The organism is Xenophilus azovorans DSM 13620, from assembly GCF_000745855.1.
Lineage (GTDB): Bacteria > Pseudomonadota > Gammaproteobacteria > Burkholderiales > Burkholderiaceae_C > Xenophilus > Xenophilus azovorans.
In genome coordinates this window covers 52,215-78,258 of record NZ_JQKD01000007.1, presented here as the reverse complement: position 1 = coordinate 78,258, position 26,044 = coordinate 52,215, and the positions used below count along the sequence as shown (strand labels likewise).

Sequence of the window (26,044 nt, the reverse complement as noted above, 5' to 3'; positions counted from 1 at the left end):
CGCGAGATGCCCAAGTTTGCCGCCAACCTGACGATGCTCTTCACGGAGCTGCCGTTCCTGCAGCGCTTCGAGGCCGCCGCCCGGGCGGGCTTCGAGGCGGTGGAGTACCTGTTCCCCTACCCCTTCGACAGGAACGAGCTGGCCGCCGCCCTGAAGGCCAACGGCCTGGCGCAGGTGCTGCACAACCTGCCCGCCGGCGACTGGGACGCCGGCGAGCGCGGCATCGCCTGCCACCCGGGCCGCGTGAGCGAGTTCCGCGAGGGCGTGGCCCGCGCCATCGAGTACGCCGCCACGCTGGGCTGCCCGCAACTGAACTGCCTGGTCGGCAAGCTGCCCGCAGGCGCCACCCACCAGGACGTGCAGCCCACCCTGGTGGAGAACCTGCGCTTCGCCGCACGCGAGCTGGAGAAGGCGGGCCTGAAGCTGCTGGTCGAGCCGATCAACACCTTCGACATCCCCGGCTTCTTCCTCACCCGCACCGACCAGGCCCTGGCCCTGCTGGACGAGGTCGGCTCGGACAACCTGCGCATCCAGTACGACATCTACCACGCGCAGCGCATGGAAGGCGAGCTGGGCAACACCCTGAGCAAGCACCTGGCGCGCATCGGCCACATCCAGCTGGCCGACAACCCGGACCGCGGCGAGCCGGGCACCGGCGAGATCAACTACCCCTGGCTGTTCAGGCACATCGACGCCATCGGCTACCCCGGCTGGATCGGCTGCGAGTACAAGCCGCGCACCACCACCACCGAAGGCCTGGGCTGGCTGAAGACCCTGACCGCTTGAGGAGCAAGAGCATGAGCAACGCAACGACGTCCCGCCGCATCGGCTTCATCGGCCTGGGCATCATGGGCGCGCCCATGGCCGGCCACCTGGCCGATGCCGGCCACACCCTGTTCGTCAACACCCGCAGCGAGGTGCCGGCTGCCCTGGCGGGCAAGGCCGAGGTCTGCGCCAGCGGCGCCGAGGTGGCGCGCCAGGCCGATGTCATCTTCCTGATGGTGCCCGACACGCCCGACGTGGAGAAGGTGCTGTTCGGGGAGAACGGCGTGGCCTCGGGCTTGACCGCCGGCAAGACGGTGGTGGACTGCAGCTCCATCGACCCGATCGCCACGAAGGACTTCGCCGCGCGCATCGCGAAGCTGGGCTGCGGCTACGTGGACGCGCCGGTCTCCGGGGGCGAGGTGGGCGCCAAGGCGGCCAGCCTGACCATCATGTGCGGCGGCGAGGAGAAGACCTTCGAGTCGGTGCGCCCGCTGCTGGAGAAGATGGGCAGGAACGTCACCCTGGTGGGTGATGTGGGCGCCGGCCAGATCACCAAGGTGGCCAACCAGATCATCGTGGCGCTGAACATCGCGGCGGTGGGCGAGGCGCTGGTGTTCGCCAGCAAGGCGGGGGCCGACCCGGCCAAGGTGCGCCAGGCGCTGATGGGCGGCTTCGCCTCCAGCCGCATCCTGGAGGTGCATGGCGAGCGCATGATCAAGCGCACCTTCGATCCGGGCTTCCGCATCAGCCTGCACCAGAAGGACCTGAACCTGGCGATGCAGAGCGCGCGCAGCCTGGGCGTGGCGCTGCCGCAGACGGCCGGGGCGGCGCAGCTGATGAACGCGTGCGCCGCGCTGGGCTTCGGCCAGTCGGACCATTCCGCCCTCGTCCGCGCTCTGGAGGCCATGGCGCAGCATCCGGTGATGCCGGATACGCATCGCTGAACCGCGTCCATCGTAGTTCCACCACCCGGGAGAGGTGCCGCTTTGCGGTAGCCTCTCCTTCTTGCTTTCCGATTCCCGAAAACCGAGGAGACCCTCATGACCCAGAAGCTGTCACCGGCCGAAGAAGCCCTGCGCGATGCCGCACGCGAATACCACCGTGCCGGCGTGCGCGGCAAGATCTCCGTGACCCCCACCAAGGCCCTCGTCAACCAGCGCGATCTGTCGCTGGCCTACTCCCCCGGCGTGGCCTACCCCTGCCTGGACATCCAGGCCGACCCGGCCATGGCGGCCGAGTTCACCGCCCGCGGCAACCTCGTCGGCGTGGTCACCAACGGCACGGCCGTGCTCGGCCTGGGCGACATCGGCCCGCTGGCCGGCAAGCCGGTGATGGAAGGCAAGGGCTGCCTGTTCAAGAAATTCGCCGGCATCGACGTGTTCGACATCGAGCTGGCCGAGCGCGACCCGGACAAGCTGGTGGACATCATCGCCTCGCTGGAACCCACGCTGGGCGGCATCAACCTCGAGGACATCAAGGCGCCCGAGTGCTTCTACATCGAGAAGAAGCTGCGCGAGCGCATGAACATCCCGGTGTTCCACGACGACCAGCACGGCACGGCCATCATCTCGGCGGCCGCGCTGCTCAACGGCCTGGAGCTGGTGGGCAAGAAGATCGGCGACGTGAAGATCGCCGTCTCGGGCGCCGGCGCCGCCGCCATCGCCTGCCTGGACGTGATGGTGGGCCTGGGCGCCAAGCCGGCCAACATCCACGCCTGCGACTCCAAGGGCCTGATCTACATGGGCCGCGCCGGCGGCTTCGACGACTCCAAGGCACGCTACGCGCAGAAGGACACCGGCGCGCGCACCCTGGCCGACGTGGTCAAGGGCGCGGACGTGTTCCTCGGCTGCTCGGCGCCCGGCGTGCTGACGCCCGAGATGGTGGGCACGATGGCCGACAAGCCGATCATCCTGGCCCTGGCCAACCCCGAGCCGGAAATCCGCCCCGAGCTCGCCAAGCAGGTGCGGCCCGACTGCATCATCGCCACCGGCCGCAGCGACTACGCGAACCAGGTCAACAACGTCCTGTGCTTCCCCTACATCTTCCGCGGCGCGCTCGACTGCGGCGCCAGCAAGATCACCGAGGAGATGAAGCTGGCCTGCGTGCGCGAGATCGCCGACCTGACCAAGGCCGACATCAGCGAGGAGGTCGCCACCGCCTACGCCGGCCAGGAGTTGGCCTTCGGCCCCGACTACATCATCCCCAAGCCCTTCGATTCGCGCCTGATCCTGCGCATCGCGCCGGCGGTGGCGAAGGCGGCGGCCGACTCGGGCGTGGCCACCCGTCCCATCGAGGACCTGGACGCCTACCGCCAGCACCTGTCGCGCTTCGTCTACCAGACGGGCATGTTCATGCGCCCGGTGTTCACCGCCGCCAAGCTGGCGCAGAAGAAGCGCGTGGCCTACGCCGAGGGCGAGGACGAGCGCGTGCTGCGCGCCGCGCAGATGGCGGTGGACGAAGGCCTGGCCAGGCCGATCCTGATCGGCCGGCCCGACATCATCGCCATGCGCATCCAGAAGGCCGGCCTGCACCTGCGCGTGGGCGAGGACGCCGAGGTGGTCGACCCGGAGAACGACCCGCGCTTCCGCCAGTACTGGGAGGCCTACCACGAGCTGATGGGCCGGCGCGGCATCAACCCGGAGGGTTCCAAGGCGATGGTGCGCCGCTCCAACACCACCATCGCCGCGCTGATGGTGCACCTGGGCGACGCCGACGCCATGATCTGCGGGCTGGTGGGCCGCTTCGACAGCCACCTGAAGATCCTCGGCCAGCTGCTGGGCACCCAGCAGGGCGTGCCGGACTTCGCCACGCTCAACGCGCTGATGCTGGACAAGTACACGCTGTTCATCGCCGACACCAACGTGCACGAGGACCCGACGGCCGAGCAGCTCGCCAACATCGCGCTGATGGCGGCCGAGGAGGTGCGCCGCTTCGGCCTGCCGCCCAAGGTGGCCTTCCTCTCGCACTCCAACTTCGGCACCTCCGAGCGCGCATCGGCGCGCAAGATGCGCGTGGCGCGCGACCTGTTCGCGCAGATGGCGCCCGACATCGAGTGCGACGGCGAGATGCACGGCGATGCCGCGCTGAGCGAGACCGTGCGCCGCCAGGCCCTGCCCGGCAGCACGCTCACCGGCGAGGCCAACCTGCTGATCTGCCCCAACCTCGACGCCGCCAACATCCTGTTCAACGTGCTGAAGATGACCGGCGCCAACGGCGTGACGGTGGGGCCGATCCTGCTGGGCTCGTCCAAGCCGGCGCACGTGCTCAACCCATCGGCCACCGTGCGCCGGGTGCTGAACATGACGGCCCTGGCGGTGGCGGACGCCAACATCCAGCGATGAGTGCCGCCCGGCCGCTGCGAAGGCGCTCGCACCCGCAGTCCGCAGGACGGAGGGTGGTCCGGTGAGCGCCGCCCGCCCCAGCCTGCCGCAGCTCGCGGACTTCCTGCGCACGGAGTTCCCGCAGAACCCCTGCGTGATCGAGGCCGTGGGCGAACGGGGCGCAACCATCCGCAAGGCGGTTGACGAGGCCGACCTGCGCCCCGGCGGCACCGTCTCCGGCCCGACGCTGATGATGGTGGCCGACGTGGCGCTGTACGTCGCGCTGCTGGGCGAGATCGGCATCGTGCCGCTGGCGGTGACGACCAACCTGAACACCACCTTCCTGCGCAAGCCCGCCGCCGGGTGCGACGTGATCGGCGTGTGCCGGCTGCTCAAGGTCGGGCGCACGCTGGCCACCGGCGAGGTGCTGCTCTACAGCGACGGCCATCCCGAGCCGGTGGCGCACGCCGTGGGCAGCTACGCGATCCCGGCGGCCCGCTGACGCGCACCATCCGCGCGCCCGCATGCACCGAAACCGGACCGGCCGCGCCGGCCTTCGGTGCCTTGGGTGGTGCAGACGCACCATGAGGTAGCGGCATCGTTCTTGCTCACCCGCCTGGCATCTCCCACAGACGTCACGGCGATGAACAAGCGACACCTGCTGCAATCCTTCCTGGCGGCCTCGGCCCTGTGCCTCGGCCTGGGCAGCGCCCAGGCGCAGACGCCCATCAAGTTCCATCTCGACTGGCGCTTCGAGGGGCCGTCCGCCCTCTTCCTGCACCCGGCCGCCAAGGGCTACTTCAAGCAGGCCGGCCTCGACGTGAGCATCGACGCCGGCAACGGCTCGGGCGGCACCGTCACGCGCGTGGCCTCGGGCGCCTACGACATGGGCTTCGCCGACCTGGCGGCGCTGATGGAGTTCCACGCCAACAACCCCGACAGTCCCAACAAGCCGGTGGCGGTGATGATGGTCTACAACAATACGCCGGCCTCGGTGATGGCGCTGAAGAAAAGCGGCATCGCCAAGCCGGCCGACCTGGCGGGCAAAAAGCTCGGCGCCCCGGTGTTCGACGCCGGCCGCCGCGCCTTCCCCATCTTCGCCAAGGCCAACAACATCGGCACCGTGAACTGGACGGCGATGGACCCGACGCTGCGCGAGACCATGCTGATGCGCGGCGACATCGACGCCATCACCGGCTTCACCTTCACCTCGCTGCTCAACCTGGAGGCGCGCGGCGCCAAGGCCGGCGACATCGTGGTGCTGCCCTACCCGGACTACGGCGTGAAGCTGTACGGCAACGTCATCATCGCCTCGCCGAAGCTGATCAAGGACAGGCCCGAGGTGGTGAAGGCCTTCCTCTCGGCCTTCGCGAAGGGCGCGAAGGAGGTCATCGCCAACCCGCCGGCGGCCATCGCGTCGGTGAAGGCGCGCGACGGCATCATCGACAGCAAGCTGGAGACGCGCCGCCTGCAACTGGCGATCGACACCGTGATCGCCAGCCCCGACGCCCGTGCCGAGGGCTTCGGCGTGGTGAACCCGGCACGCCTGTCGCTGATGGCCTCGCAGGTCTCCGACGCCTTCAACACCAAGACGCGCGTCAGCCCCGACGCGGTGTGGACGAGCGCCATGCTGCCGCCGGCGGCCGAACTGGCCATCCTCAGGAAGTAGATGGCAGACGCCGCCGCCATCCCCTTCGTCGACTTCCAGGACGTCTGGCTCGCCTACAACGAGCAGCTGCTGCGCGAGAACCACTTCGCGGTCGAGGCCATCGACCTGCAGGTCGCGCGGGGCGAGTTCATCGCCATCGTCGGCCCCTCGGGCTGCGGCAAGTCGACCTTCATGAAGCTCACCACCGGGCTGCGCATGCCCTCGATGGGGCGCATCCGCATCGACGGCCAGCCCGTCACCGGGCCGCTGAAGATTTCCGGTATGGCCTTCCAGTCGCCGTCGCTGCTGCCCTGGCGCACCACGGTCGACAACGTGCTGCTGCCGCTGGAGATCGTGGAACCCTACCGCTCCAGCTTCAAGCGCAGGCGCAGGGAGTACGAGGAGCGCGCCCGGCGCCTGCTGCAGAAGGTGGGCCTCGGCGGCTACGAGGACAAGTTTCCCTGGCAGCTCTCGGGCGGCATGCAGCAGCGCGCCAGCATCTGCCGCGCGCTGGTCCACGAGCCCAAGATGCTGCTGCTGGACGAGCCCTTCGGCGCGCTCGACGCCTTCACCCGCGAGGAGCTGTGGTGCATCCTGCGCGACCTGTGGACGGAGCAGCGCTTCAACGTCATCCTGGTCACGCACGACCTGCGCGAGTCGGTGTTCCTGGCCGACACGGTGTACGTGATGAGCAGGTCGCCCGGGCGCTTCGTCGTGCGGCGCGAGATCGAGCTGCCGCGCCCGCGCGAGCTGGAAGTGACCTACACCAAGGAATTCAGCGACATCGTGCACGAGCTGCGCGGCCACATCGGCGCCATGCGGCATGCTGTGGCCGCCAGGGAGGTCGCATGAAGGCGGACTTCCCGGGGACCCCGGCATGAACAACAAGCAACTCGAACGCTGGTCGCCCTGGCTGCTGCTGGTGGCGGTGATCACGCTGTGGCAGATCATCTGCTCGGCCTTCGGCGTCTCGGACTTCATCTTCCCCAGCCCGCTGCGCATCTGGGAGCAGTTCTGGGAGTTCAAGGGCGTCATCGCCGGCCATGCCTGGCGCACCTTCTGGGTGACGATGGCCGGCTTCGGCCTGGCCATCGTGGTGGGCGTGCTGCTGGGCTTCGTCATCGGCAGCTCGCGCATCGCCTACGCGGCGGTGTACCCGCTGATGACGGCCTTCAACGCGCTGCCCAAGGCGGCCTTCGTGCCGATCCTGGTGGTGTGGTTCGGCATCGGCATCGGGCCGGCCATCCTCACCGCCTTCCTCATCAGCTTCTTCCCCATCATGGTCAACATCGCCACCGGGCTGGCCACGCTGGAGCCGGAGCTGGAGGACGTGCTGCGCGTGCTCGGCGCCAAGCGCTGGGACGTGCTGGTGAAGATCGGCCTGCCGCGCTCCATGCCCTACTTCTACGCCTCGCTCAAGGTGGCGATCACGCTGGCCTTCGTGGGCACCACGGTCAGCGAGATGACGGCCGCCAACGAGGGCATCGGCTACCTGCTGATCTCGGCCGGCTCGGCCATGCAGATGGGCCTGGCCTTCGCCGGGCTGATGGTGGTGGGCGCGATGGCGATGGCGATGTACGAACTCTTCAGCGCCGTCGAGAAGCACACCACGGCCTGGGCGCACCGCGGCTCGCAGGGCGGCTGACCGAAGCAACGGGCGGGGCGGTGCCGCTATGCTGGCCCGTGTCCATGCCGATCTCCCCCTTTCCGCGGCGGGCCGGACGCCGCGGCGCCGCGCTGCTCGCCGCCCTGCTGTGCGCGGCCTGCGCCGCGCCGCCGACCGCCCCGACCCCGACGACCGTGCCGCCCGGCACCGACTTCTGCCAGGCCGCCGCGCAGCGCGATGCGCCGCCGCGCGCCCTGGCCTTCGCCGCCGCGGCGCAGGGCGAGCACGCCGCCTGGGGCGCATCGTCGCTCGATGCCGAGGGCCGGCTGCTGGCCTCGGGCGCCTACGAGGCCGAGGACGTGCCGCGCATCGATGGCCTCGCGCCCTGGCAGCGCGTGATGGCCTACTGGCAGGCCGTCGACCCCGACGCACGCCGGCTGCCCTACGTGGTGCGCCACGGCGCGCTGCGCCCGGCCGACCGCGGGCGGCTGCGCGAGGCCCTGGCCCAGGCCGGCAGCGAGCGGCTGCAGGGCCTGGGCGCCGGCCCGGACCAGGGCCTCTCGCCGCAGGAGCAGGATGCGCTCGCGGCCGCGCTGGACCGCGTGGCGGTCGTCGACACGCCCTGGTCCGCCGCCTTCGTGAGCTGGCTGGCGCGGCAGGCGGGGCTGCGCGATGGCGAGTTCGCCTTCTCCGAGGCGCATGCCGACTACGCCGGCGCGGCCTGGGCGGCGACGCAGGCCGAGCAGGCGGGCCAAGCCGCGCCCCATGCGCTGCGCGCCTGCGACCTCGCCCGCACCCCGCCCCGGGTGGGCGACCTGGTGTGCCAGAGCCGCGGCGCCGACGCCGGCCTGGACCGCTTCGACACGCTGGTCCCCGCGCTGGCCGCGCGCGCGGCGGGCGGCGCGCCGGTGCCGATGCACTGCGACGTGGTCGTGCAGGTCGACGAGCAGGGCTTCGACGCCATCGGCGGCAACGTGCTGCAGTCGGTGACGCAGCGCCGCCTGCTGTTCGCGCCCGGCACGCGGCGGCTGGACCCGAGCTACCTCGACGGCAGCGGCTGCACGCCCGGCACGCCCGGCTGCATCGACCGCCACATGAGCCGGCAGCCCTGGTCGCTGCTGCTGCAGTGGCGAGAATGACCACGACCCTCCGATCGCCCCGCCCATGACCGCTGCCGCCCCCACGCTCCCCCCACTCACCGAAGACCAGTGCGCGCGCCACCTGCGCCGCGCCGACGCCGTGGCGCGCCGTGCCATGTCGATGGGCCGCCACCCCTTCGGCGCCCTGCTGGTGGCGCCCGACGGCGAGACGGTGCTGGCCGAGCAGGGCAACATCGACACCGTGAACCACGCCGAGTCCACGCTGGCGCGCACGGCCGCGGCCAACCACCCGGGCGCCTACCTGGCGCAGTGCACGCTGGTCACCACCTTCGAGCCCTGCGCCATGTGCGCCGGCACCATCTACTGGGCCGGCATCGGCCGCGTGCTCTATGGCGCGGAAGAGACGGCGCTGCTCGCCCTGACGGGCGACCACCCCGAGAACCCCACCCTCAGCCTGCCCTGCCGCGAGGTGTTCGCGCGCGGCCAGCGACCGGTCGAGGTGATCGGGCCGGTGCCCGGACTGACCGGCGAGTTGACCGATACGCACCGCGGCTTCTGGGAGGCGCGCTGAGGGCCAAGCGCAACGGCCAGCACGACCGGGCAAGACTCAGTTTGCTGCTGCGGCATGGACCAACTGATCCGGTCGTTCGCGGATTGCTCCGCGACAATCGGCTCACCATGATGATTTCCGGCCTCTCAAGAAAACGCCGGGCCGCCCCAAGTTTTCTTGCCCCCCTCGGGGGGCGGGTCAGGCGTAGCCTGGCCCTGGGGGCGCTCGGATGGTGGCTGGCCTCCCTCGCGCTGGCGGGTGCCGCCGGCGCCCAGCCCGCTTCGCCGGCTGGCGGCGACATGGAGCGCCGCATGGCCGCCTGCATCACCTGCCACGGGCGCGAGGGACAGGCCACCAACTCCGGCTATTTCCCGCGCCTGGCGGGCAAGCCGGCCGGCTACCTGTACGAGCAATTGCGCAGCTTCCGCGACGGGCGGCGGCAGCAGGCCGACATGAGCCACCTGCTGGCGAACCTGTCGGACACCTACCTGCGCGAGATGGCCGAGTACTTCGCCGCGCTCGACCTGCCCTACCCGCCCCCCGCTCCCTCCGACCTGCCCGCGGCGCAGCTCGCGCGCGGCAAGGCGATGGTGTTCGAGGGCGACGCCGCCCGCGGCATCCCGGCCTGCGCGAGCTGCCACGGCCAGGCGCTCACCGGCGTGCAGCCGGGCATCCCCGGCCTGCTGGGCCTGCCGCGCCTGTACATCGCCTCGCAGCTGGGCTCGTGGGTCACGGGCGACCGGCGCGCGCCGGCGCCCGACTGCATGACCGAGGTGGGCCGCAAGCTGAACAACGAGGACATCCGCGCCGTGGCCGGCTGGCTGGCCGCGCAGCCGGTGGCGGCCGATGCGAAGCCGGCCGCCGCGCTGCCCGCCGGCGTGTCGGTGGCGTGCAGCGCGATGGGAGCCCACCCATGACCGGCCGGCGCCTTCTCGTGCGCGCGCTGCTGGCGCTGGCGGTGCTGCTGGCCCTGCTGGCCGGCGCCGTCGTCATGCTCAACCTGCGCGGCGAAGACCCGGTGGACGACCACGCCGGGCCCTTCGCGGCCACGCCGGGCCAGATCGAGCGCGGACGCTATCTCGCGCTGGCCGGCAACTGCGCCGGCTGCCACACGGCGCGCGGCGGCGCGGCCTACACCGGCGGCCGCGGCATCCAGACGCCCTTCGGCACCATCTTCGCCGGCAACCTCACGCCCGACGACGCCACCGGCATCGGCCGCTGGAACGCCGACCACTTCTGGCGCGCCATGCACAACGGCCGCTCGCGCGACGGACGGCTGCTGTATCCGGCCTTCCCGTACACCAGCTTCACGCAGATCTCGCGCGAGGACTCGGACGCCCTCTTCGCCTGGCTGCGCAGCCTGCCCCCCGTGGCGCAGGCCAACCGGGCGCACACACTGCGCTTCCCCTACGACACGCAGGCCGCGCTGGCGGTGTGGCGCGCCCTGTTCTTCCGGCCAGGCGCCTTCACGCCCCAGCCGGCGCAGTCGGCCGAGTGGAACCGCGGCGCCTACCTGGTCGGCGGCCTGGGCCACTGCATCGCCTGCCACGGCAGCCGCAACGCGCTGGGCGCCACCGACACGGCGCGCGGCCTGGTCGGCGGCATGCTGCCCGGCGAGAACTGGTACGCCCCCGCGCTGGACGCCGCCCACGAGGCTGGCGTGGCCGAATGGCCCGCCGACGAGGTCGTCGCGCTGCTGCGGACCGGCGCCACGGCGCGCGCCGCCGTCTCCGGCCCGATGGCCGAGGTGGTGTACGCCAGCACCCAGCACCTGAGCGACGTCGACCTGCGTGCGATGGCGACCTACCTGCAGGCCCTGCCCCAGGCACCCGCGCCGGCGCCGGCCGCGCCCCCGCGGCGCAACGAGGCGCTGCTGCTGCGCGGCGAGCGGATCTACGCCCAGCAGTGCGCCTGGTGCCACGGCGACCAGGGTGAGGGCGAGCCGGGTGCCTTCCCGCCGCTGGCCGGCAACCGTGCGGTGAACCTCGACAACCCTGCCAACCTGGTGCAGATGGTGCGCCGCGGCGGCTACGCGCCCGCCACCGAGGGCAATCCGCGCCCCTACGGCATGCCGCCCTTCGGCCACGTGCTGAACGACGACGACATCGCCGCCGTGCTCAGCTACGTGCGCGCAAGCTGGGGCAACACCGGCGCGGAGATCACGCCGCGCCAGGCCATGCAGCGCTGAGGCGCACCCCGACGGAGAGACGACACATGAGCCGATTCCTCAGATCCCTGCGGGCCGTCCTGTGGGCCGCCATCGGCCTGGGCGGCCGCCGCACCGACGCCGACCAGCGCGTCGACAGCGGCAGCCTGCCGATCATCCTGCTGCTGGCCTTCCTGCTGGTGCTCGGGCTGATCGGCGGGCTGATCTTCGTCGTGCGGCTGGTCGCCGGCTGAGCGGCCCCGCCGCGGCGCCCGCGCCTTCAGGCCGCGAAGCGGGCCACGGCCTCCTCGTCCCACCGGATGCCCGTGCCGGGGGTGTCGGGGCAAATCGCCAGTCCGTTCTGGAAGCGCACGCCGCCCGACAGCACCGGCCCGGCCAGGTCCATGCGTTCGAGCCAGTGCGCCGTCGGCGTCACCGACAACAGGTGGACGCTGACCTCCTGGAAGATGTGGCTCGACATCGGGATGCCGGCGGCCTGGCCCAGCGCGGCGGCGCGCATCCATCCCGTCACGCCGCCGATCTTCATGGCGTCGGGCATCGCCAGGTCGCATGCGCCGGCCTGCAGGGCGGCCTGCATCTGCTCCGGGCCGCACCAGTTCTCGCCCATCTGGATGGGCACGCCCGCGGCGCGCAGGCGGGCGTGTCCTTGCAGGTCTTCCTGGACGGTCGGCTCCTCCACCCAGGAGACGCCCTCGCCGGCCAGCGCACGGATGCGGCGCGCGGCCTCGGGCACGCTCAGGCCCTGGTTGTAGTCGACCATCAGCTCCGTGTCCGGCCCGATGCACCGCCGCAGCGCGCGCACGATCCGCAGGTCTTCCCCGAGCGTCGGATAGCCGATCTTGGTCTTGATCGCCCGGTAGCCTTCGGCCACGGACCGCCGGGCCCGCTCCACGCCGAGTTCCTCGCCGTCCATGCTGTGGCTGTCGTAGGCCGGGATCTGCTTCGGCACGCCGCCGAGCAGGACCGCCAGCGGGACGCCGCGGTGGACGGCCAGCGCGTCCCACAGCGCCATGTCCAGCCCCGCGCAGGCCATCATCGCCAGGCCGGTGCGTCCCACCACCCGCAGCCGCGCGGCGAAGAAGGCGTCCACGTCGAAGGGCGCCACCGGCCTGCCGGCGATCGCGTCGCCGAAGGACGCCACCAGCGTGCGCGTGGCATCGAGCGCCAGCGGCGTGTAGGTGAAGACGTAGGAGCGCCCGACCACGCCCGTGTCGGTTTCCAGGTCGATCAGGACGAGCGGCGACGTGGCCACCACGCCCACGCTGGTGCGTACCGGGTACTGGAGCGGCACGTTCACAGCGCGCGCCCGGACCGCCTTGATCTTCATGTCGGTCATGCTTCTTCTTCCTCTCTCACAGTCCCAGGTAGGCCGAGCGGACGCGCTCGTCGTCCTGCAGCGCCCGGGCGGGGCCTTCGAGCGTCACCTTCCCGGTCTCCAGCACGTAGCCGCGGTCGGCGATGGCCAAGGCCGCGCGGGCGTTCTGCTCCACCAGCAGGATCGGGATGCCCTGCTCCTTCAGTTCCCTGACGACGCGGAAGACCTCGCGCACGAGCAGCGGCGCCAGCCCCATGGATGGCTCGTCCAGCAGCAGCACCTTCGGCCCGCTCATCAGCGCGCGCGCCATGGCCAGCATCTGCTGCTGCCCGCCCGAGAGCGTGCCCGCGGGCAGGTCCTTCTTCTCCTCGAGCACGGGGAAGAGCCGGTACATCCGGCGCATGCGCTCCTCGGCCGCGTCGCGGTGCACGAAGGCGCCCAGCCGCAGGTTGTCCTCCACGCTCAGCGGGCCGAAGACCTGCCGGCCTTCGAGCACCTGCGCCAGGCCCCTGCGCACCCGCTGGTCGGGCGCCGCGCGGGTGACGTCCTGCCCCAGGAATTCCACGCGCCCGGCGCGCGCCGGCAGCAGGCCGGAGATGGTGCGCAGCAGCGTGGTCTTGCCCGCGCCATTGGCGCCGACCAGCGCCACCAGTTCCCCCGCCCCCAGCCGCAGCGACACGCCGTGCAGCGCCTCGATCCGTCCATAGCCCGCGCGCAGGTCGCTGACCTGCAGCACGGGCGGCGATGCGTCCTTGTCCATGGCCGTCCTCACTCCTCCGCGCCCAGGTACGCGGCGATCACGTCGGGGTTCTTCCGCACGGTGGCGGCGTCGCCCTCGGCGAGCTTCCTGCCCTGGTCCATGACCACGATGTGGTCGGAGATGCTCATCACCATCTTCATGTCGTGCTCGACCAGCAGCACCGTCACGCCGTCCTCCGCGATGCGGCGGATCAGCGCGGTCATCTCGTGCGTCTCGCTGTCGTTCAGGCCCGCGGCGGGCTCGTCCAGCAGCAGCAGCCGGGGCCCGGCCTGCAGCGCACGCGCGATCTCCAGCCGCTTGAGCACGCCGAAGGACAACTGCGTCGCGTGCGCGTCGCGCCAGGCGCCCACGCCGACGAAGTCCATCGCCGCCATCGACGCCTCGCGCAGGGCCGCGTCGGCGCGGCGGGTCAGCCCGAGCAGCGAGCCCAGGATGCCGGAGCGGCAGCGCAGGTGCGCGCCCAGCATCACGTTCTCCAGCGCCGTCATGTTCATGCAGACTTGCAGGTTCTGGAAGGTCCGGCTCATCCCCTTGCGCGCCAGCTGGTCGGGGGCATGCCCGCCGATGTCCTCGCCGTCCAGCTTCACGGTGCCGGCGCTGGGGGTGTAAACGCCGCTGATGAGGTTGAACAGCGTCGTCTTGCCCGCGCCGTTGGGGCCGATCACCGCATGGACGTGGCCCTTGCGCACCGAGAAGCTGACGTCGGAGACGGCGGCCACGCCGCCGAAGGTTCTGGTGAGCGACTCGACGGCGAGCATCAGCGCTTCCTCCCGAGCTTGAGCGCCAGGGTGGGGACGATGCCCCGCGGCAGGAACATCATCGTCAGCATCAGGATCAGGCCGAAGAGGATCGACTCGTAGCCGTGCAGCCCGCCCAGCAGCTGCGGCAGCATGGTCAGCAGCGCCGCGCCCAGCACCGCGCCGAAGGTCGAGGCCATGCCGCCCAGCACCACCATCGTGGCCAGTTCCACCGAGTGCGCGAACGAGGCCATCTGCGGGCTGATGAAGCCCACGTAGTGCGCCGTGAGGCTGCCGGACACCGACGCCAGCACGGCCGACATGACGAAGGCGCGCGTCTTGAAGAGCGCGACGTCCACGCCGACGACGCGGGCCGCCACCTCGGCGCCGTGCAGCCCGCGCAGCGCGCGGCCGCAGGGGGAGTCGTAGAGGTTGAGCGACAGCAGGATGACCAGCCACAGCACGACCGCCGCGACCACGTACCAGTGCCGGAGGTCGACCAGCGCGAAGCCGGCCGCCTCCAGCGGCGGCGCCGCCATCCCGTCGGGGCCGCCCGTCACCCCCACCTCGTTGATGAGCACGATGTTGACGATCAGGCCCAGGCCCAGCGTCGCCATGGTCAGCGAATGGCCCTTCAGGCGCAGGATCGGCTTGGCGATCACCCAGGCCAGCACGGCGCACAGGGCCGCGGCCGCCGGGATCGCCAGCAGCGGCGGCCAGCCGAAGCGCGTGGCGGCGATGGCGCTGCCGTAGGCCCCGATGGCGAGGAAGCCGGCGTGGCCGATGCTGATCTGCCCGGCGAAGCCCATCAGCACGTTCAGCCCGATCGCCGCCACCGCGGCGAAGGCGATGCGGATGGCGATGTCGAGCATGAAGTTGTTCGGCAGCACGAAGGGCAGCACCAGCAGCACGGCCGCCGTGGCCAGCAGCGCCCTGAAGCGGGAGAACCTCATACCCGCTCCGTGCTCTTGCGGCCGAACAGCCCGTGCGGCATCACGAGCAGGATCACGATGATCAGGCCGATCGGCACCGCGTCCTTGTAGGCGGACGAGACATAGCCCGCCACCAGCGCCTCCAGGACGCCCACGACCAGCCCGCCGACCACCGCGCCCAGGCCGCTGCCGAGCCCGCCCAGCGTGGCGGCGACGAAGCCCTTCATGCCCAGCATGAGGCCGATGTCGTACACCGTGGTGGTGATCGGCGCGGCCGTCACGCCGGCCACCGCGCCCAGCAGCGCCGACAGCCCGAACGACAGTTGCAGGATGCGCCGCGCCGGGATGCCGACCGCGCTGGCCGCCAGCCGGTTCGCGGCCACCGCCAGCATCGCCTTGCCGGTCAGCGTGTACCGGAAGAAGCCGGCGACGGCCGCCACCAGCAGCGCCGCCACGCCCAGCACCCACAGGGCCTGCGGCAGCACGCGGGCGCCCAGCACGTGCAGCGGGGTGTCGCCGGTGAAGGGCGGCAGCACCTGCTGGTTCTTGCCCAGCACCACCTGGACGACGCCTTGGATGAAGATCGAAGCGCCGATGGTGATGATGATGAGCGACACCACGTCCGCCTCGCCCGCGGGGCGGATCGCGAAGCGGTAGAGCATCACCCCCACCAGCACCGTGACGGCGATGCCCACGGCGATGGCGATGCCGTAGGACACCTGGTGCGCCAGCAGCGTCGCCGCCACCATCGCCGAGAGCATGAGGAAGTCGCCCTGCGCGAAGTTGATCACGCCGCTGGCGTTGTAGATCAGCGTGAAGCCGAGCGCCGCCAGCGCATAGACCGCGCCCGTCGTCAGGCCCGAGAGAAGAAACTGTGCAAGGTCATTCATCCGCAGCTCCGGTGCGTCTTTCATCGAACACGAGCCCGCCGTGGGCCAGCGCGTCGGCGTGCGGCACGCCCAGCAGGATCAGCGTCCGCTCGAACTCGGCCTTCACCAGGGCGAGGGCCTGTTCCACCCCCGCCTGGCCGCCCGCGGCCAGCCCCCAGATCGGCAGGCGGCCCATGAAGGCGGCCGTGGCCCCGAGCGCCAGCGCCTTGGCGACGTCGCTGCCGCGGCGGAATCCGCTGTCGACGAAGACGGGGATCCGCCCGCGCACCGCGTCGATCACGCCGGGCAGCGCGGAGATGGCGGCCGGCACGACGTCGAGCTGGCGCCCGCCGTGGTTGGAGACGACGAGGCCGTCCGCCCCGTGCGCCACGGCCGCGGCCGCATCGCCCGGCCCCAGCACGCCCTTGACCAGCAGCGGGCCGTCCCAGAGCCGGCGCAGCCACGCCAGGCTCTCCCAGGTGAGCCCCCGGTCCATCGCACGCGCCAGCAGCGCCGCCTGCACCTGCGGAGAAGCCGGCGTGGACGGGGCCTCGACGAGGTTGGCGAAGCCCGGCGTGCCGGCCAGCGCCGCCGCGATCGACCAGGCCGGATGGGCAGCAAGATCGATGGCCGTGCGCAGCCCCGGCCTGAACGGCAGCCTGAAGCCGTTGCGCATGTCGCGCTCGCGCATGCCGCTGACCGCCACGTCCACGGTCAGCACCAGGGCGTCGAAGCGGGCCTCGCGCGCGCGGCGCACGATCTGCTCGGCGATCGAGCGGTCGCCCATGACGTAGAGCTGCATCCACTGCACCGCCTGCGGGGCGGCGGCGCGCACGGCCTCCAGGCGCGCGTTGGATGCGGTGGACAGCACGAAGGGCACGCCCTGCGCCGCCGCCGCCTTCGCCAGCAGCACGTCGCCGGCGGGCCGCACCAGCCCGGCGAAGCCCACCGGCGCGATCCCCGCGGGCATGCTCCAGCGCCTGCCGAAGACCTCGACCGACAGGTCCACCTCGCGCGTGTCGCGCATGACGTGCGGCACCAGCCGCAGCTCGTCCAGGGCCTGGCGGTTGCGGGCGAGACAGGCCTCGTCCTCCGCGCCGCCGTCCACGTAGTCGAAGACGAAGCGCGGCAGGCGCGCGCGGGCCCGCCGCCTGAAATCGGCCGTGCGCAGCAGCATGGGTGGTCTCCCTCCGTCGCCCCGCCCTACTTCACTTCCTTGAAGGCGCCGTCCCTGATCTCGACCATGCGGAAGGCCGTGACGTCCAGCCCCATGTGGTCCTGGGCAGACATCGTGTAGATGCCGCTCACGCCCACGAAGCCCCTGGTCTGCTCGATGGCGTCGCGGACCTTCGCCTTGTCGGTGCCGCCGGCGCGCTTGATCGCGTCCACCAGCAGCAGCAGCGCGTCGTGCGCATAGCCGCCGAAGGTCGACACGTCGGCCTTGAATTGCCCCTCGTAGTTCTTCACGTAGTCGGCGCTGACGTCGCGCTGCGGGTCGCTGGCCGGCAGGGACTTGGCGATCAGCAACGCCGGCGACGGCATGCGCACGCCCTCGGATGCCTTGCCCGCGATGCGGATGAACTCCGTGGAGGCCTGGCCGTGCGTGGTGTACAGCGGCTGCTGCACGCCCAGCTGCTGGTAGTTGCGGGCGATGATCGCCGGCGCCTGGCCGGTGCCGAACACGAGGATCGCCTGCGCCGGCGAGGACTTCACCTTCGTGAGCTGCGGCGTCATGTCGGTGTCCTTCTCGCCGTACTGCTGGTCCTCGACGACCTTCATGCCCAGCGTCCCGGCCATCTTCAGCGTCTCGGTGCGGCCGGACTTGCCGAAGCCGCCGGTGTCGGAGAGCAGCGCGAACTGCGTGAAGCCGCGCTTCTTCATCTCCTCCAGCACCTTCTGCGCGGCCATGCGGTCCGAGTGCGGCATCTTGAAGACCCAGGGCTTGACCGGCTCCACGATGACGGAGGCGGCGGCCAGCGAGATGTTCGGCACCTTCGCCGCCTCGACCTGCGGCACCATCGCCATGGTCGAGCCGGTGGTGGACGCGCCGAGGATGGCGTCGACCTCGTCCTGGATGATCAGGCGGCGCGCGAAGGCGTTGGCCTTGTTGGCGTCGCTCGCGTCGTCGTAGAGCACCAGTTCGAGCTTGCGGCCCAGCACGCCGCCGGCGGCGTTGATCTTCTGGACGTCCATCTCCAGCGTCTTCTGCTGCGGGTCGCCCAGGAACGAGGCCGGGCCGGTGGCCGAGACCACGGCGCCGATCCTGATCGGCTTGCCCTGGGCCAGGGCTGGGCCGGCCATCAGTGCCAGGCTGCACAGCGCCAGGGCGGCCAGGGCGCGCCGGGTCAGTCGTTCTTTCATCATGCTTGTCTCCTTTTTCTGCGTCGGTGGAATGAAGAGGGAACAAAGGCGTCAGCCGGCGGGGCGCCTGCGGACGATGCGTATCGGGTGGGCCACGGGCTCGGGCCGGGGCAGCCCCAGCGCCCCGGCCAGCGCACGGCCGTCCGGATCGCCCAGCGCCGCCTTGCGAGCGCTCTGGACACGCATGACGAGGGCGCCGGCCCCGGCCGCCCCCTCGCCGTCGCCGGCGCGGCGCTGCAGGTCGTCGAGGATCGCCGCCAGGCTGCGGTGCCCGCGCTCGCTGGTCTCGCCATAGCCCTTGACCAGGTTGCCGCACAGCGCCACTTCCAGCGCCAGCGCCGGGTCGCGTGCCAGGGCCTCCTGCACGGCCTGCAGCCAGCGCTCGATGGCCTGCTGCTCGTGCACGAAGCGGGACATGCGCCGCCGCAGGGGCCGCAGCGAACGCAGCGCCACCAGCGTCAGGAAGCCGTGCACCGTGTGCGAGCGCAGGTGGATGCCCTTCTGCAGCGCGTGCGCGCGGGCGCCCAGCCTGCGCCGCACCCAGCCCGCCATGCCGACGGGCAGGATCGAGCAGATCTCGTCCAGGCCCGGCTTGAGGAATTCCGTCAGGCGCAGCGGCTCGCCGGCCCTGGCGCCGACCTCCCGCCTCACCTGCGCGAGACGGTCGCTGCGGGTCTTCAGGTCGGCGACGCGGATCACGTCCTCGAAGGCCATCCACAGCGCCAGGTAGCGTGCCGTCTCGCGCGTCACCGGGAACTGCGGATCGCCCACGGGCCGCTCCGCCCTGAGCACGCGCTCGACGCGGTCGAGGTACAGCGCGGCATAGCGCGCGTCCTGGAAGTCGGCCGTGTGCGCCGCGCCGGCCGCGACGACGGCGCGGATGCCTTCGGGCAGGGCGTCGAGCCGCGCGCTCGCCGGCGCCCTGGGATGCACCGGCGGGCTGTCCTGGGCATCGGCGCCCGGCGCCCATTCATAGCCGGCCGCGAAGCCGCGCAGGCTGGCTTCCACCGCCTTGCCCGAGCGGCGGATGGCCGCCTCGCAGACCTCGCGCGGGAAGGGCAGCTGCCCCGAGCGCGCCATGGCGCCGAACAGCACCGTGTTGATCACCGTGCCGTGCTTCTGTGCCAGCGCGCGCATGTCGAACAGGGTGCACTGCCGCGCCATGGCCTGGGCGGCCTCCAGGATGCGCGCACTGTCGTAGCGGCCGTCGCTCATGGCGCTCTTCTCGGACACCGCGAACTCGCGGTGCGTCGAGGCCACCAGCACGGTGCGCTCCGCGCCGACGTAGCCGCTCTGGATGGCGCGGCCGGCTTCCACCAGCTCGGAGGCGGCGACCAGGTCGAGCTGCCCGGGCGTGGGCGTCAGCGAGAGCACGGGCTCGCGCCCGCCCAGTTCGCTGCGCGGCACCGGGAAGATCTCGACGTAGTAGGTCGTGGCGCCGGTGCGCTGCGCGACGCCGGGCACCGAGGTGCTCTGGACCGGGAAGCCCATCTCGGTGGCGGCATCGATCAGCCAGTCGGCCAGCACCCCGCCGCCCTCGCCGCCCATCGCGGCGACGAGCACGCACACCGAACGGGTCGTCATTCGACCTTCACTCCCTGCGCCTTGGCGGTGGCCGTCCAGTGCGCGATCTCCTTCAGCCAGAACGCCTGGAAGGCCTCGGGCGTCGTCGGCGCGGCCTCGACGCCCAGCGTCTCCCAGGCCTTCCTGATCGGGGCGCTCTGCAGCGCGGTGTTGATCGCGGCGTTCATGGCCTTGACCGTTTCGGGCGGCGTCCCGGCCGGCGCCATCACGCCGTACCAGGTGATGGCCTCGAAGCCGGGAAAGCCGCTCTCGGCGACCGTGGGCACGTCGGGGAAGGCCGCGCTGCGCCGGGGCGAGGTGACGGCCAGCGCGCGCAGCTTGCCGCCGCGCACCTGCACCGCGGCCGAGGGCAGCGTCTCGAACATCACCTGCACGTTGCCGCCCACAAGGTCGACGATGCCCGGCGCGCTGCCGCGGTAGTGCACCGGCACCATCGTGATCCCGGCCCGGGAGGCGAACATCTCGCTGGCGATGTGGATCAGGGTGCCGGCGCCGCCGGTGGCGTAGTTCACCTTGTCGGGGTTGGCCTTGGCCCAGGCGACGAACTCGCCCAGCGTCTTCGCCGGATGCTGCGCGTTGACCACGACCATGTTGGGCACGTTGCCGATGTGGGCCACGCCGACCAGGTCGCGCGCCGAGTCGTAGGGCATCTTGGGGTACACGCCCGGCGCGATCGCGTGGTGCACGGCCGCCAGCAGGAAGGTGTAGCCGTCGGGCGCGGACTTGGCGGCGAGGTCGGCGCCCAGCACGCCGCCCGCGCCGCCGCGGTTGTCGACGATCACCTGCTGGCCCAGCAGGGTGGTGAGCTGCGCGGCCAGCGGCCGCGTCAGCGCGTCGAGCGAGCCGCCGGCCGAGGCGGGCACGATCAGGCGCACCGGCTGCTTGTGGGGCCAGCCGTCCTTGGCCATCGCTGCCACGGGCGCCGCGAGGGCAGCCGCCAGGGCGATCAGGTGTCTTCTCTTCATCGTCTGTCTCCTTTCGAGGTACGGGCCGGCGCACCGGCCGGGTGGGCGCCGTGCCCTCAGGCCTTGCCCTTGCCGTGCGAGAGCGGCTCCCTGGCGAGCCGCCGGATGGCGTCCCAGTCGGGCGCGAAGCCCAGGCCGGGCGCGTCGGGCAGGGCCATGCGGCCGCCGGCCGGCTCGGGCAGGTCCCTGAAGATCTGCCGGCACAGCAGCACCGCCACGTGGTGGTATTCGACGAAGCCGCCGTGCGCGAGGCCCGCATGCAGGTGCATGTTGTGGAAGGGCCAGGTCCCGCCGTTGCCGATCGCCACGTTGTGCGCCTGCGCCATGCCGGCGATGCGCAGGCACTGCGTGAAGCCGCCGCTGATGCAGGCGTTGGGCTGCAGCACGTCGAGCACGCCGGCGCGCAGGAAGTCCGCGAAGCGGCTCGCCAGCCCTTCGTTCTGGCCGGCGGCCAGGCCGATGCCGGAGCGCGTGCGCACCTCGCGCAGCGCACCGATGTCGTTGTGCGTCACCGGCTCCTCGAACAGCGTGACGCCGAGCGCCCGGGCGCCCTGGGCCAGCTCCGTGGCGTGCAGCGCGTCGAGGCTGCAGTTGGCATCGATGCCGATGTCGATCTCGGCGCCCACCGCGTCGCGCACGGCGCGGATGCGGCGCAGGTCCTCGGCGATCACCGAGCGCAGCGTGCGCGGCTCGTCGCGGCGGGCCAGCGCGTGCTGTCCCACCGTCATCTTCAGGTGCGTGAAGCCCTGCGCCACCCAGTGGCGCGCCGCCTCGGCCAGCGCGTCGCGCTCGAGGAAGCCGAAGCCGAAGGTCGCATAGACGGGAACGCTGTCGCGCGCCCCGCCCAGCAGCCGCCACAGCGGCTCGGCGGCGGCCTGCGCCTTCAGGTCCCACATCGCGACGTCGAGCGCGGCGATGGCGTGCGAGGCGTAGCCGCTCTGGCCGCGCGGGGTGAGCAGCCAGTAGAGCCTGTCCCAGACCTGCTCGGTGCGGCGCGGGTCCAGGCCCTGCAGCGCCGGCGCCGCGATCTCGTTGACGATGCAGGCCACCACCTCTTCCTCGGTGATGGCGGTGAAGCCGCAGCCAACGAGGCCGGTGTCGGTGTCCACGCGCACGACCACGCAGCTCAGGTTGGTGCGCTTCTTCACGCCGGCGACCTCGACGTCGCAATGCACGTTCAGCGGCGTGGCCGTGATCCGTTCGATCTTCATGATGTCTCCTTCGGGTTCACCGCCTGCGCGGCGGTCGTCTTCTTCAGGTCAGCGCCGCCGCCTCGGGCGTGCGCGCGCTGCCGGCCATCCAGCCGATCACGCGGCTGCGCATGCGGTGCAGGAAGCGCTCCGCCGCGCCGGCGTTCTGCACGATCTCGGCCTTGTAGAAGGACGGGCAGAGCGTGGCGGCGTGGGCGTTCTCGCCGCACAGGCCGCAGCCGACGCAGCCCTGGTTGACGGTGGCGATGGGGTCGGTGCGCAGCGGGCTCGGGTTGGGCTTGATGGTCAGCGACGGGCAGCCGGAGAGCCGGATGCACGAGTGGTCGCCGGTGCACACTGTCTCGTCGATGCCGAAGCGGGTGCGCACCACGCGCTCGCCGTTCTTCAGCTGCTGTGCGATGCGCGGATTGTTGCGCCGCTGGCGCTCCAGCTGGCACTCGCCGTCGGCCAGGATGACCTTCAGGCCCGGCTCCTGCGTGGTCATGGCCTCGCGCAGCGTGGCGACCATGTCGTCCACCTGGTAGCTCGGCACCTTGCGGATCCAGCGCACGCCCACGCCCTGCAGCGCGCGCGCGATGTCCAGCGTGAGCGGCCTGGAGGCCGGCTGCGAGGGCGACGAGGGAATGGCCTGCGTGCCGGTGGCCGAGGTGTAGCCGTTCTGCAGGATGATGAGGACCGAGTCCTGCCCGTTGTAGACGGCGTTGACCACGCCGCTGGTGAAGCCGTTGTGCCAGAAGCCGCCGTCGCCCATGATGCTGACGGTGCGCCGCGACATCAGCGGGCCGACGCCGGACGAGCTGGCGAGGCCCAGGCCGTAGCCCAGCACGGTGCTGCCGGTGTTGAAGGGCGGCAGCGTGCCGAAGGTGTGGCAGCCGATGTCGGCGTTCACGTGCACCTGCCCGAGTTCCTTCTGCAGCAGCTTCATCGCCGCGAACACGGGCCGCTCCGGGCAGCCGACGCAGAAGCCCGGCGGGCGGTTGGGCACCGGCGTGCCCAGCGCCTCGGCCGCCTGCGCCCTGATGGCGGCCAGCGCCTCGTGCTTCGCACCGGCGCCGGCGGCGTCGATGCCGGCGGGCCGCGCCTGCGCCAGGAAGGCCGAGAGGCCGCGCACCATCACCTCGCCGGTGTACTCGCCGGCCAGCGGGAACACGTCCTTGCCGAACACGCGGGTGTCGGCGCCGGCGCGGCGCAGGATCGCGTGCACCGCGTCCTCCAGGTAGTTGGGCTGGCCCTCCTCGACCATCAGCACCGCCCGCTTGCCGGCGCAGAAGCCGATCAGCTCCTCCGGCACCAGCGGATAGACCACGTTCATCACGTAGATCGGCAACTGCGACTGGCCGAACGCATCGGCCAGGCCGAGCAGCTGCAGCGCGCGGATCACGCCGTTGTACAGGCCGCCCGGCACCACCAGCCCGACCTCGCCGACCGGCCCGTCGAACACCTCGTTGAGGCGCTGCGCGCGGATGAAGTCCACCGCCGCGGGCCAGCGCTCCTCGATCTTCTGGCGCTCGTGCTCGTAGATGGACGGCGGCAGGTTGACCTTGCCGTAGTCGAAGGCGGGCACGTCCAGGCCGTTCCGGGTGGAGATGGCGGGCGCGCGGTTGTCCTTGCAGACGAAGTGGCCGTGCACGTGGCAGGCGCGGATGCGCAACTGCAGCATCACCGGCGTCTGGCTGGCTTCGGAGAGTTCGAAGCTCTTCTCCACCGCGTCCACGATCGACGCCAGGTTGGGCCGCGGGTCCATCAGCCAGATCTGCGACTTCATGGCGAAGGCGTGCGTGCGCTCCTGGATGATGCTGGAGCCCTCGCCGTAGTCCTCGCCGAGGATGACCAGCGCGCCGCCGCGCACGCCCGCCGACGCCAGGTTCGACAGCGCGTCGGACGCGACGTTGGTGCCCACCGTGGACTTCCACGTGACGGCGCCGCGCACCGGGTAGTTGATCGAGGCGCCGAGCATGGCGGCCGCGCCCGCCTCGGAGGCCGCCGGCTCGAAGTGGATGCCCAGCTCGTCGAGCAGGCCCTGCGCATCGCCGAGCACGTCGATGAGGTGGGAGACCGGCGCGCCCTGGTAGCCGCCGATGTAGCTCACGCCGGATTGCAGCAGGGCCTTGGTCACCGCGAGGATGCCCTCGCCGTGGAACGCCTCGCCTGCGCCCAGCGAAAGCGATCGGACTTCTGCGCTGAACGAGCGCTCCATGTGTTTCTGTCTCCTTGTGCTCCGGCGGAACGTGGGGTTTCCTTGCCGTGGGCTGAATGCTAGGAACAGACGCACATTCGACAAATCGATTCTGCGTGTGTTACATATCGAAGAAACGAATGAACCCCGATGCACCGCCCGACGCCTCGCGCCTGGACCTGAACCTGGTCCGGGTGTTCGTGGCCATCTACGAGACGCGCAGCGTCACGCTGGCCGGCGACCGGCTGGACCTGACGCAGCCGACCGTGAGCCACGCGCTCGCACGCCTTCGCACCGGCTATGCCGACCGGCTGTTCACGCGCGGCGCCGCCGGGCTCGTGCCGACGGCCCTGTGCGAGCAGCTCTACCCCACGCTCAAGGACGCGCTGATGCGCATCGAGGCGACGCTGGAGGAGACGCGCTCCTTCGATGCCGCGCACTCGACGCGGCGCTTCCGCATCGCCATGTCGGACATCGGGGCGCTGTACTTCACGCCGCCCCTGCTGAAGCGCCTGCAGGCGCTGGCGCCGCACATCCAGGTCGACATCGCGCAGCCCACGCCCGCGCTGCCGGAAGACCTGACGACGGGCGCCGTCGACCTCGCCGTCGGCAACATGCCCGAGCTGCTGCCCAGCACGCGCACGCTGCCGCTCTTCGAGGAGCACTACGTCTGCCTGATGGCCAGGAACCATCCCACGATCGGCAGGAGCATGTCGGTGGAGGACTTCGCGCGCGCCCGGCACGTGCAGGTCAACTCGCCGGCCTCCGGCCACACGCTGATCGACGGCATCCTGGCCGGCCAGGGCATCGTGCGCAACGTCGTGGCGCGCGTGCCGCAGTTCAGCGTGCTGCCCTACCTGGTGGCCGACACCGACCTGCTGGTCGTCCTGCCGGTGCGCGTGGCGCGGCTGTTCGTCGCCCGCGGCGGCATGAAGGCGCTGCCCATCCCCGCGTCCATCCCGCACTTCGAGGTACGCATGCACTGGACCGCGCGCCACCAGGACAACCCGGCCCACCGCTGGATGCGCGAGCAGGTCGCGGCGACGCTCAAGAAGCTCTGACCGCTGCGGCGGCGGGGCAGCGTCGCGCTAGTTGATGGCGGTGCGGCCCAGCTCGACACGGCGCGCGTCGACGATGGCCTGCACGCGCGAGGCCAGCGCGGTGCGGTTGTCCGCCGACAGCTTGCGGAACGCGTTCGCCAGGTGGAAGCGGACGGTGGGGTAGCCCACCTCCAGGCGCCGCGCGATCTGCTTGTCCGGGCAGCCGCAGGCCACCAGCCAGGCCACCTCGGCCTCGCGCTGGCTGAGGCGGGCATGGCGCTGCAGCAGTTCCTCGGCGGTCTGCGTGGCCTGCGCGCAGGGCGCGCCGGCCTGCGCCCAGTGCAGGCGCCCCAGCGCCGCGGCGATGGCCGGCTCGACCATGCGCAGCAGCTCGACCTCGTTGGACTCGAAGTTGCCGCGCTCCGCGCGGCGCCAGATGCGCATGTCGCCGACGCACGCCTCCTTCTCGTGGAAGTAGACGTTGACGCCCCAGTGCATGCGCTCGCGCCGCAGGAAGTCGTTGAAGAACTCCGTGCGCGACAGCACGGGCTGCGTCAGGATCTGGGTGGCCACCGTGGGCCGCCGCCGCTCCATCATGGGGAAGGTCAGCGGATCGACGAAGCGGTAGTAGGCATCCCATTCGCGCAGAAGGGCGGTGGACATGTTCAGCGCCGCGAAGCGCTCGAAGCGTCCCGAGCCCGCATTCCAGACCATCGAGACGTACTGGTCGGCGCCGAGCAGATCGAGCATCGGCAGGGCCAGCGCGTCGCGCAGCGCGTCGCCGTCCGTGGCGTCCGCCAGCAGGCACATCACCTCGCCCAGCGCCCGGGACTGATTGGAAGACAAGTGCATGGCGGGTCTCTAGCAAGGATCGTGCAGGCCGTGGGCGCACGATCTTAGGCAGGTGCCGCCCCGCGCGTATCCGTACTGACCCGAGC

The 26,044-nt window shown here is 71.6% G+C and carries 25 protein-coding genes; 13 read left to right on the top strand and 12 right to left on the bottom strand.

Features of this window, described 5'->3' with window-relative positions:
- Positions 1–6: 6 nt before the first annotated feature.
- The 12 genes from hyi (at position 7) to Q392_RS06010 (ending at position 11,389) form a co-directional block, all read left to right on the top strand.
- Complete coding sequence (hyi, locus tag Q392_RS06065) at positions 7–786, top strand: hydroxypyruvate isomerase (RefSeq protein WP_038203096.1); 780 nt, start codon at positions 7–9, stop codon at positions 784–786.
- Positions 787–797: 11 nt separating this feature from the next.
- Positions 798–1,709 carry a 2-hydroxy-3-oxopropionate reductase gene (locus tag Q392_RS06060; RefSeq protein WP_038203093.1) on the top strand — a complete coding sequence of 304 codons (912 nt, stop codon included), beginning with the start codon at positions 798–800 and terminating at the stop codon, positions 1,707–1,709.
- Between the two features lie 96 nt (positions 1,710–1,805).
- Positions 1,806–4,106, top strand: coding sequence for an NADP-dependent malic enzyme (locus Q392_RS06055; RefSeq protein WP_038203090.1), 2,301 nt, complete (start codon positions 1,806–1,808; stop codon positions 4,104–4,106).
- 61 nt (positions 4,107–4,167) lie between these two features.
- Positions 4,168–4,587 carry a PaaI family thioesterase gene (locus tag Q392_RS06050; RefSeq protein WP_157007809.1) on the top strand — a complete coding sequence of 140 codons (420 nt, stop codon included), beginning with the start codon at positions 4,168–4,170 and terminating at the stop codon, positions 4,585–4,587.
- A gap of 141 nt (positions 4,588–4,728) precedes the next feature.
- Complete coding sequence (locus Q392_RS06045) at positions 4,729–5,754, top strand: ABC transporter substrate-binding protein (protein ID WP_038203087.1); 1,026 nt, start codon at positions 4,729–4,731, stop codon at positions 5,752–5,754.
- Positions 5,755–6,585, top strand: coding sequence for an ABC transporter ATP-binding protein (locus Q392_RS06040; RefSeq protein WP_038203084.1), 831 nt, complete (start codon positions 5,755–5,757; stop codon positions 6,583–6,585).
- Positions 6,586–6,610: 25 nt separating this feature from the next.
- Positions 6,611–7,378: an ABC transporter permease gene (locus tag Q392_RS06035; RefSeq protein WP_038203081.1), complete on the top strand. Its 768-nt coding sequence runs from the start codon at positions 6,611–6,613 to the stop codon at positions 7,376–7,378.
- A gap of 44 nt (positions 7,379–7,422) precedes the next feature.
- A complete protein-coding gene (locus Q392_RS06030) occupies positions 7,423–8,478 on the top strand; it encodes a DUF2272 domain-containing protein (RefSeq protein ID WP_084216911.1) in 1,056 nt (351 codons plus the stop codon).
- 25 nt (positions 8,479–8,503) lie between these two features.
- A complete protein-coding gene (locus tag Q392_RS06025; protein WP_038203078.1) occupies positions 8,504–9,010 on the top strand; it encodes a nucleoside deaminase in 507 nt (168 codons plus the stop codon).
- A gap of 290 nt (positions 9,011–9,300) precedes the next feature.
- Complete coding sequence (locus Q392_RS06020) at positions 9,301–9,906, top strand: c-type cytochrome (RefSeq protein WP_342665582.1); 606 nt, start codon at positions 9,301–9,303, stop codon at positions 9,904–9,906.
- Positions 9,903–11,177, top strand: coding sequence for a cytochrome c (locus Q392_RS06015; protein ID WP_038203075.1), 1,275 nt, complete (start codon positions 9,903–9,905; stop codon positions 11,175–11,177). The genes Q392_RS06020 and Q392_RS06015 overlap by 4 nt, the downstream gene beginning before the upstream one ends.
- 26 nt (positions 11,178–11,203) lie before the next feature.
- On the top strand, positions 11,204–11,389 hold the full coding sequence (locus tag Q392_RS06010) for a DUF2970 domain-containing protein (protein ID WP_038203073.1): 186 nt from the start codon (positions 11,204–11,206) through the stop codon (positions 11,387–11,389).
- Positions 11,390–11,415: 26 nt separating this feature from the next.
- Here Q392_RS06010 and Q392_RS06005 read toward each other — a convergent pair whose 3' ends face one another.
- Genes Q392_RS06005 through Q392_RS05955 form a run of 11 tightly spaced genes read right to left on the bottom strand, consistent with a single transcriptional unit; the run spans position 11,416 to position 24,087 of the window.
- On the bottom strand, positions 11,416–12,492 hold the full coding sequence (locus tag Q392_RS06005; RefSeq protein WP_038203070.1) for an enolase C-terminal domain-like protein: 1,077 nt from the start codon (positions 12,490–12,492) through the stop codon (positions 11,416–11,418).
- A gap of 16 nt (positions 12,493–12,508) precedes the next feature.
- Positions 12,509–13,231 carry an ABC transporter ATP-binding protein gene (locus Q392_RS06000; protein WP_038203065.1) on the bottom strand — a complete coding sequence of 241 codons (723 nt, stop codon included), beginning with the start codon at positions 13,229–13,231 and terminating at the stop codon, positions 12,509–12,511.
- 8 nt (positions 13,232–13,239) lie between these two features.
- Entirely contained in the window at positions 13,240–13,989 is a 750-nt protein-coding gene (locus tag Q392_RS05995; protein WP_038203060.1) for an ABC transporter ATP-binding protein, read from the bottom strand.
- The gene (locus tag Q392_RS05990; protein ID WP_038203055.1) at positions 13,989–14,921 is read right to left on the bottom strand and encodes a branched-chain amino acid ABC transporter permease; all 933 of its coding nucleotides are present in this window, start codon (positions 14,919–14,921) and stop codon (positions 13,989–13,991) included. Before Q392_RS05990 ends, Q392_RS05995 begins: the two co-directional genes overlap by 1 nt.
- Positions 14,918–15,790, bottom strand: a complete 873-nt coding sequence (locus tag Q392_RS05985; protein WP_038203052.1) for a branched-chain amino acid ABC transporter permease — start codon at positions 15,788–15,790, stop codon at positions 14,918–14,920. The genes Q392_RS05990 and Q392_RS05985 overlap by 4 nt, the downstream gene beginning before the upstream one ends.
- Positions 15,783–16,946: an alpha-hydroxy acid oxidase gene (locus tag Q392_RS05980; protein ID WP_051952964.1), complete on the bottom strand. Its 1,164-nt coding sequence runs from the start codon at positions 16,944–16,946 to the stop codon at positions 15,783–15,785. The genes Q392_RS05985 and Q392_RS05980 overlap by 8 nt, the downstream gene beginning before the upstream one ends.
- 26 nt (positions 16,947–16,972) lie before the next feature.
- Complete coding sequence (locus tag Q392_RS05975; protein ID WP_211260203.1) at positions 16,973–18,133, bottom strand: ABC transporter substrate-binding protein; 1,161 nt, start codon at positions 18,131–18,133, stop codon at positions 16,973–16,975.
- A 48-nt stretch (positions 18,134–18,181) separates the two neighbouring features.
- Positions 18,182–19,714, bottom strand: coding sequence for an indolepyruvate oxidoreductase subunit beta family protein (locus tag Q392_RS05970; protein ID WP_038203049.1), 1,533 nt, complete (start codon positions 19,712–19,714; stop codon positions 18,182–18,184).
- Positions 19,711–20,679 carry a tripartite tricarboxylate transporter substrate binding protein gene (locus Q392_RS05965; RefSeq protein ID WP_038203046.1) on the bottom strand — a complete coding sequence of 323 codons (969 nt, stop codon included), beginning with the start codon at positions 20,677–20,679 and terminating at the stop codon, positions 19,711–19,713. The genes Q392_RS05970 and Q392_RS05965 overlap by 4 nt, the downstream gene beginning before the upstream one ends.
- 56 nt (positions 20,680–20,735) lie before the next feature.
- Entirely contained in the window at positions 20,736–21,890 is a 1,155-nt protein-coding gene (locus Q392_RS05960; RefSeq protein WP_038203044.1) for a mandelate racemase/muconate lactonizing enzyme family protein, read from the bottom strand.
- Between the two features lie 43 nt (positions 21,891–21,933).
- A complete protein-coding gene (locus Q392_RS05955; RefSeq protein WP_038203042.1) occupies positions 21,934–24,087 on the bottom strand; it encodes a thiamine pyrophosphate-dependent enzyme in 2,154 nt (717 codons plus the stop codon).
- Positions 24,088–24,206: 119 nt separating this feature from the next.
- Here Q392_RS05955 and Q392_RS05950 point away from each other — a divergent pair, with 119 nt between their 5' ends.
- Positions 24,207–25,127: a LysR family transcriptional regulator gene (locus tag Q392_RS05950; protein ID WP_038203039.1), complete on the top strand. Its 921-nt coding sequence runs from the start codon at positions 24,207–24,209 to the stop codon at positions 25,125–25,127.
- A 27-nt stretch (positions 25,128–25,154) separates the two neighbouring features.
- On the opposite strand, the gene Q392_RS05945 is transcribed toward Q392_RS05950, so the two are convergent.
- Positions 25,155–25,958 (bottom strand): helix-turn-helix transcriptional regulator, encoded by an 804-nt coding sequence (locus Q392_RS05945; protein ID WP_038203036.1) that lies wholly within the window; start codon positions 25,956–25,958, stop codon positions 25,155–25,157.
- Between the last annotated feature and the right edge of the window lie 86 nt (positions 25,959–26,044).

Coding starts and splice junctions, on each gene's coding strand:
- hyi (WP_038203096.1), top strand. CDS start 7: ATGCCCAAGTTTGCCGCCAACCTGACGATGCTCTTCACGGAGCTGCCG.
- Q392_RS06060 (WP_038203093.1), top strand. CDS start 798: ATGAGCAACGCAACGACGTCCCGCCGCATCGGCTTCATCGGCCTGGGC.
- Q392_RS06055 (WP_038203090.1), top strand. CDS start 1,806: ATGACCCAGAAGCTGTCACCGGCCGAAGAAGCCCTGCGCGATGCCGCA.
- Q392_RS06045 (WP_038203087.1), top strand. CDS start 4,729: ATGAACAAGCGACACCTGCTGCAATCCTTCCTGGCGGCCTCGGCCCTG.
- Q392_RS06040 (WP_038203084.1), top strand. CDS start 5,755: ATGGCAGACGCCGCCGCCATCCCCTTCGTCGACTTCCAGGACGTCTGG.
- Q392_RS06035 (WP_038203081.1), top strand. CDS start 6,611: ATGAACAACAAGCAACTCGAACGCTGGTCGCCCTGGCTGCTGCTGGTG.
- Q392_RS06030 (WP_084216911.1), top strand. CDS start 7,423: ATGCCGATCTCCCCCTTTCCGCGGCGGGCCGGACGCCGCGGCGCCGCG.
- Q392_RS06025 (WP_038203078.1), top strand. CDS start 8,504: ATGACCGCTGCCGCCCCCACGCTCCCCCCACTCACCGAAGACCAGTGC.
- Q392_RS06020 (WP_342665582.1), top strand. CDS start 9,301: ATGGCCGCCTGCATCACCTGCCACGGGCGCGAGGGACAGGCCACCAAC.
- Q392_RS06015 (WP_038203075.1), top strand. CDS start 9,903: ATGACCGGCCGGCGCCTTCTCGTGCGCGCGCTGCTGGCGCTGGCGGTG.
- Q392_RS06010 (WP_038203073.1), top strand. CDS start 11,204: ATGAGCCGATTCCTCAGATCCCTGCGGGCCGTCCTGTGGGCCGCCATC.
- Q392_RS06005 (WP_038203070.1), bottom strand. CDS start 12,492: ATGACCGACATGAAGATCAAGGCGGTCCGGGCGCGCGCTGTGAACGTG.
- Q392_RS06000 (WP_038203065.1), bottom strand. CDS start 13,231: ATGGACAAGGACGCATCGCCGCCCGTGCTGCAGGTCAGCGACCTGCGC.
- Q392_RS05995 (WP_038203060.1), bottom strand. CDS start 13,989: ATGCTCGCCGTCGAGTCGCTCACCAGAACCTTCGGCGGCGTGGCCGCC.
- Q392_RS05990 (WP_038203055.1), bottom strand. CDS start 14,921: ATGAGGTTCTCCCGCTTCAGGGCGCTGCTGGCCACGGCGGCCGTGCTG.
- Q392_RS05985 (WP_038203052.1), bottom strand. CDS start 15,790: ATGAATGACCTTGCACAGTTTCTTCTCTCGGGCCTGACGACGGGCGCG.
- Q392_RS05980 (WP_051952964.1), bottom strand. CDS start 16,946: ATGCTGCTGCGCACGGCCGATTTCAGGCGGCGGGCCCGCGCGCGCCTG.
- Q392_RS05975 (WP_211260203.1), bottom strand. CDS start 18,133: ATGATGAAAGAACGACTGACCCGGCGCGCCCTGGCCGCCCTGGCGCTG.
- Q392_RS05970 (WP_038203049.1), bottom strand. CDS start 19,714: ATGACGACCCGTTCGGTGTGCGTGCTCGTCGCCGCGATGGGCGGCGAG.
- Q392_RS05965 (WP_038203046.1), bottom strand. CDS start 20,679: ATGAAGAGAAGACACCTGATCGCCCTGGCGGCTGCCCTCGCGGCGCCC.
- Q392_RS05960 (WP_038203044.1), bottom strand. CDS start 21,890: ATGAAGATCGAACGGATCACGGCCACGCCGCTGAACGTGCATTGCGAC.
- Q392_RS05955 (WP_038203042.1), bottom strand. CDS start 24,087: ATGGAGCGCTCGTTCAGCGCAGAAGTCCGATCGCTTTCGCTGGGCGCA.
- Q392_RS05950 (WP_038203039.1), top strand. CDS start 24,207: ATGAACCCCGATGCACCGCCCGACGCCTCGCGCCTGGACCTGAACCTG.
- Q392_RS05945 (WP_038203036.1), bottom strand. CDS start 25,958: ATGCACTTGTCTTCCAATCAGTCCCGGGCGCTGGGCGAGGTGATGTGC.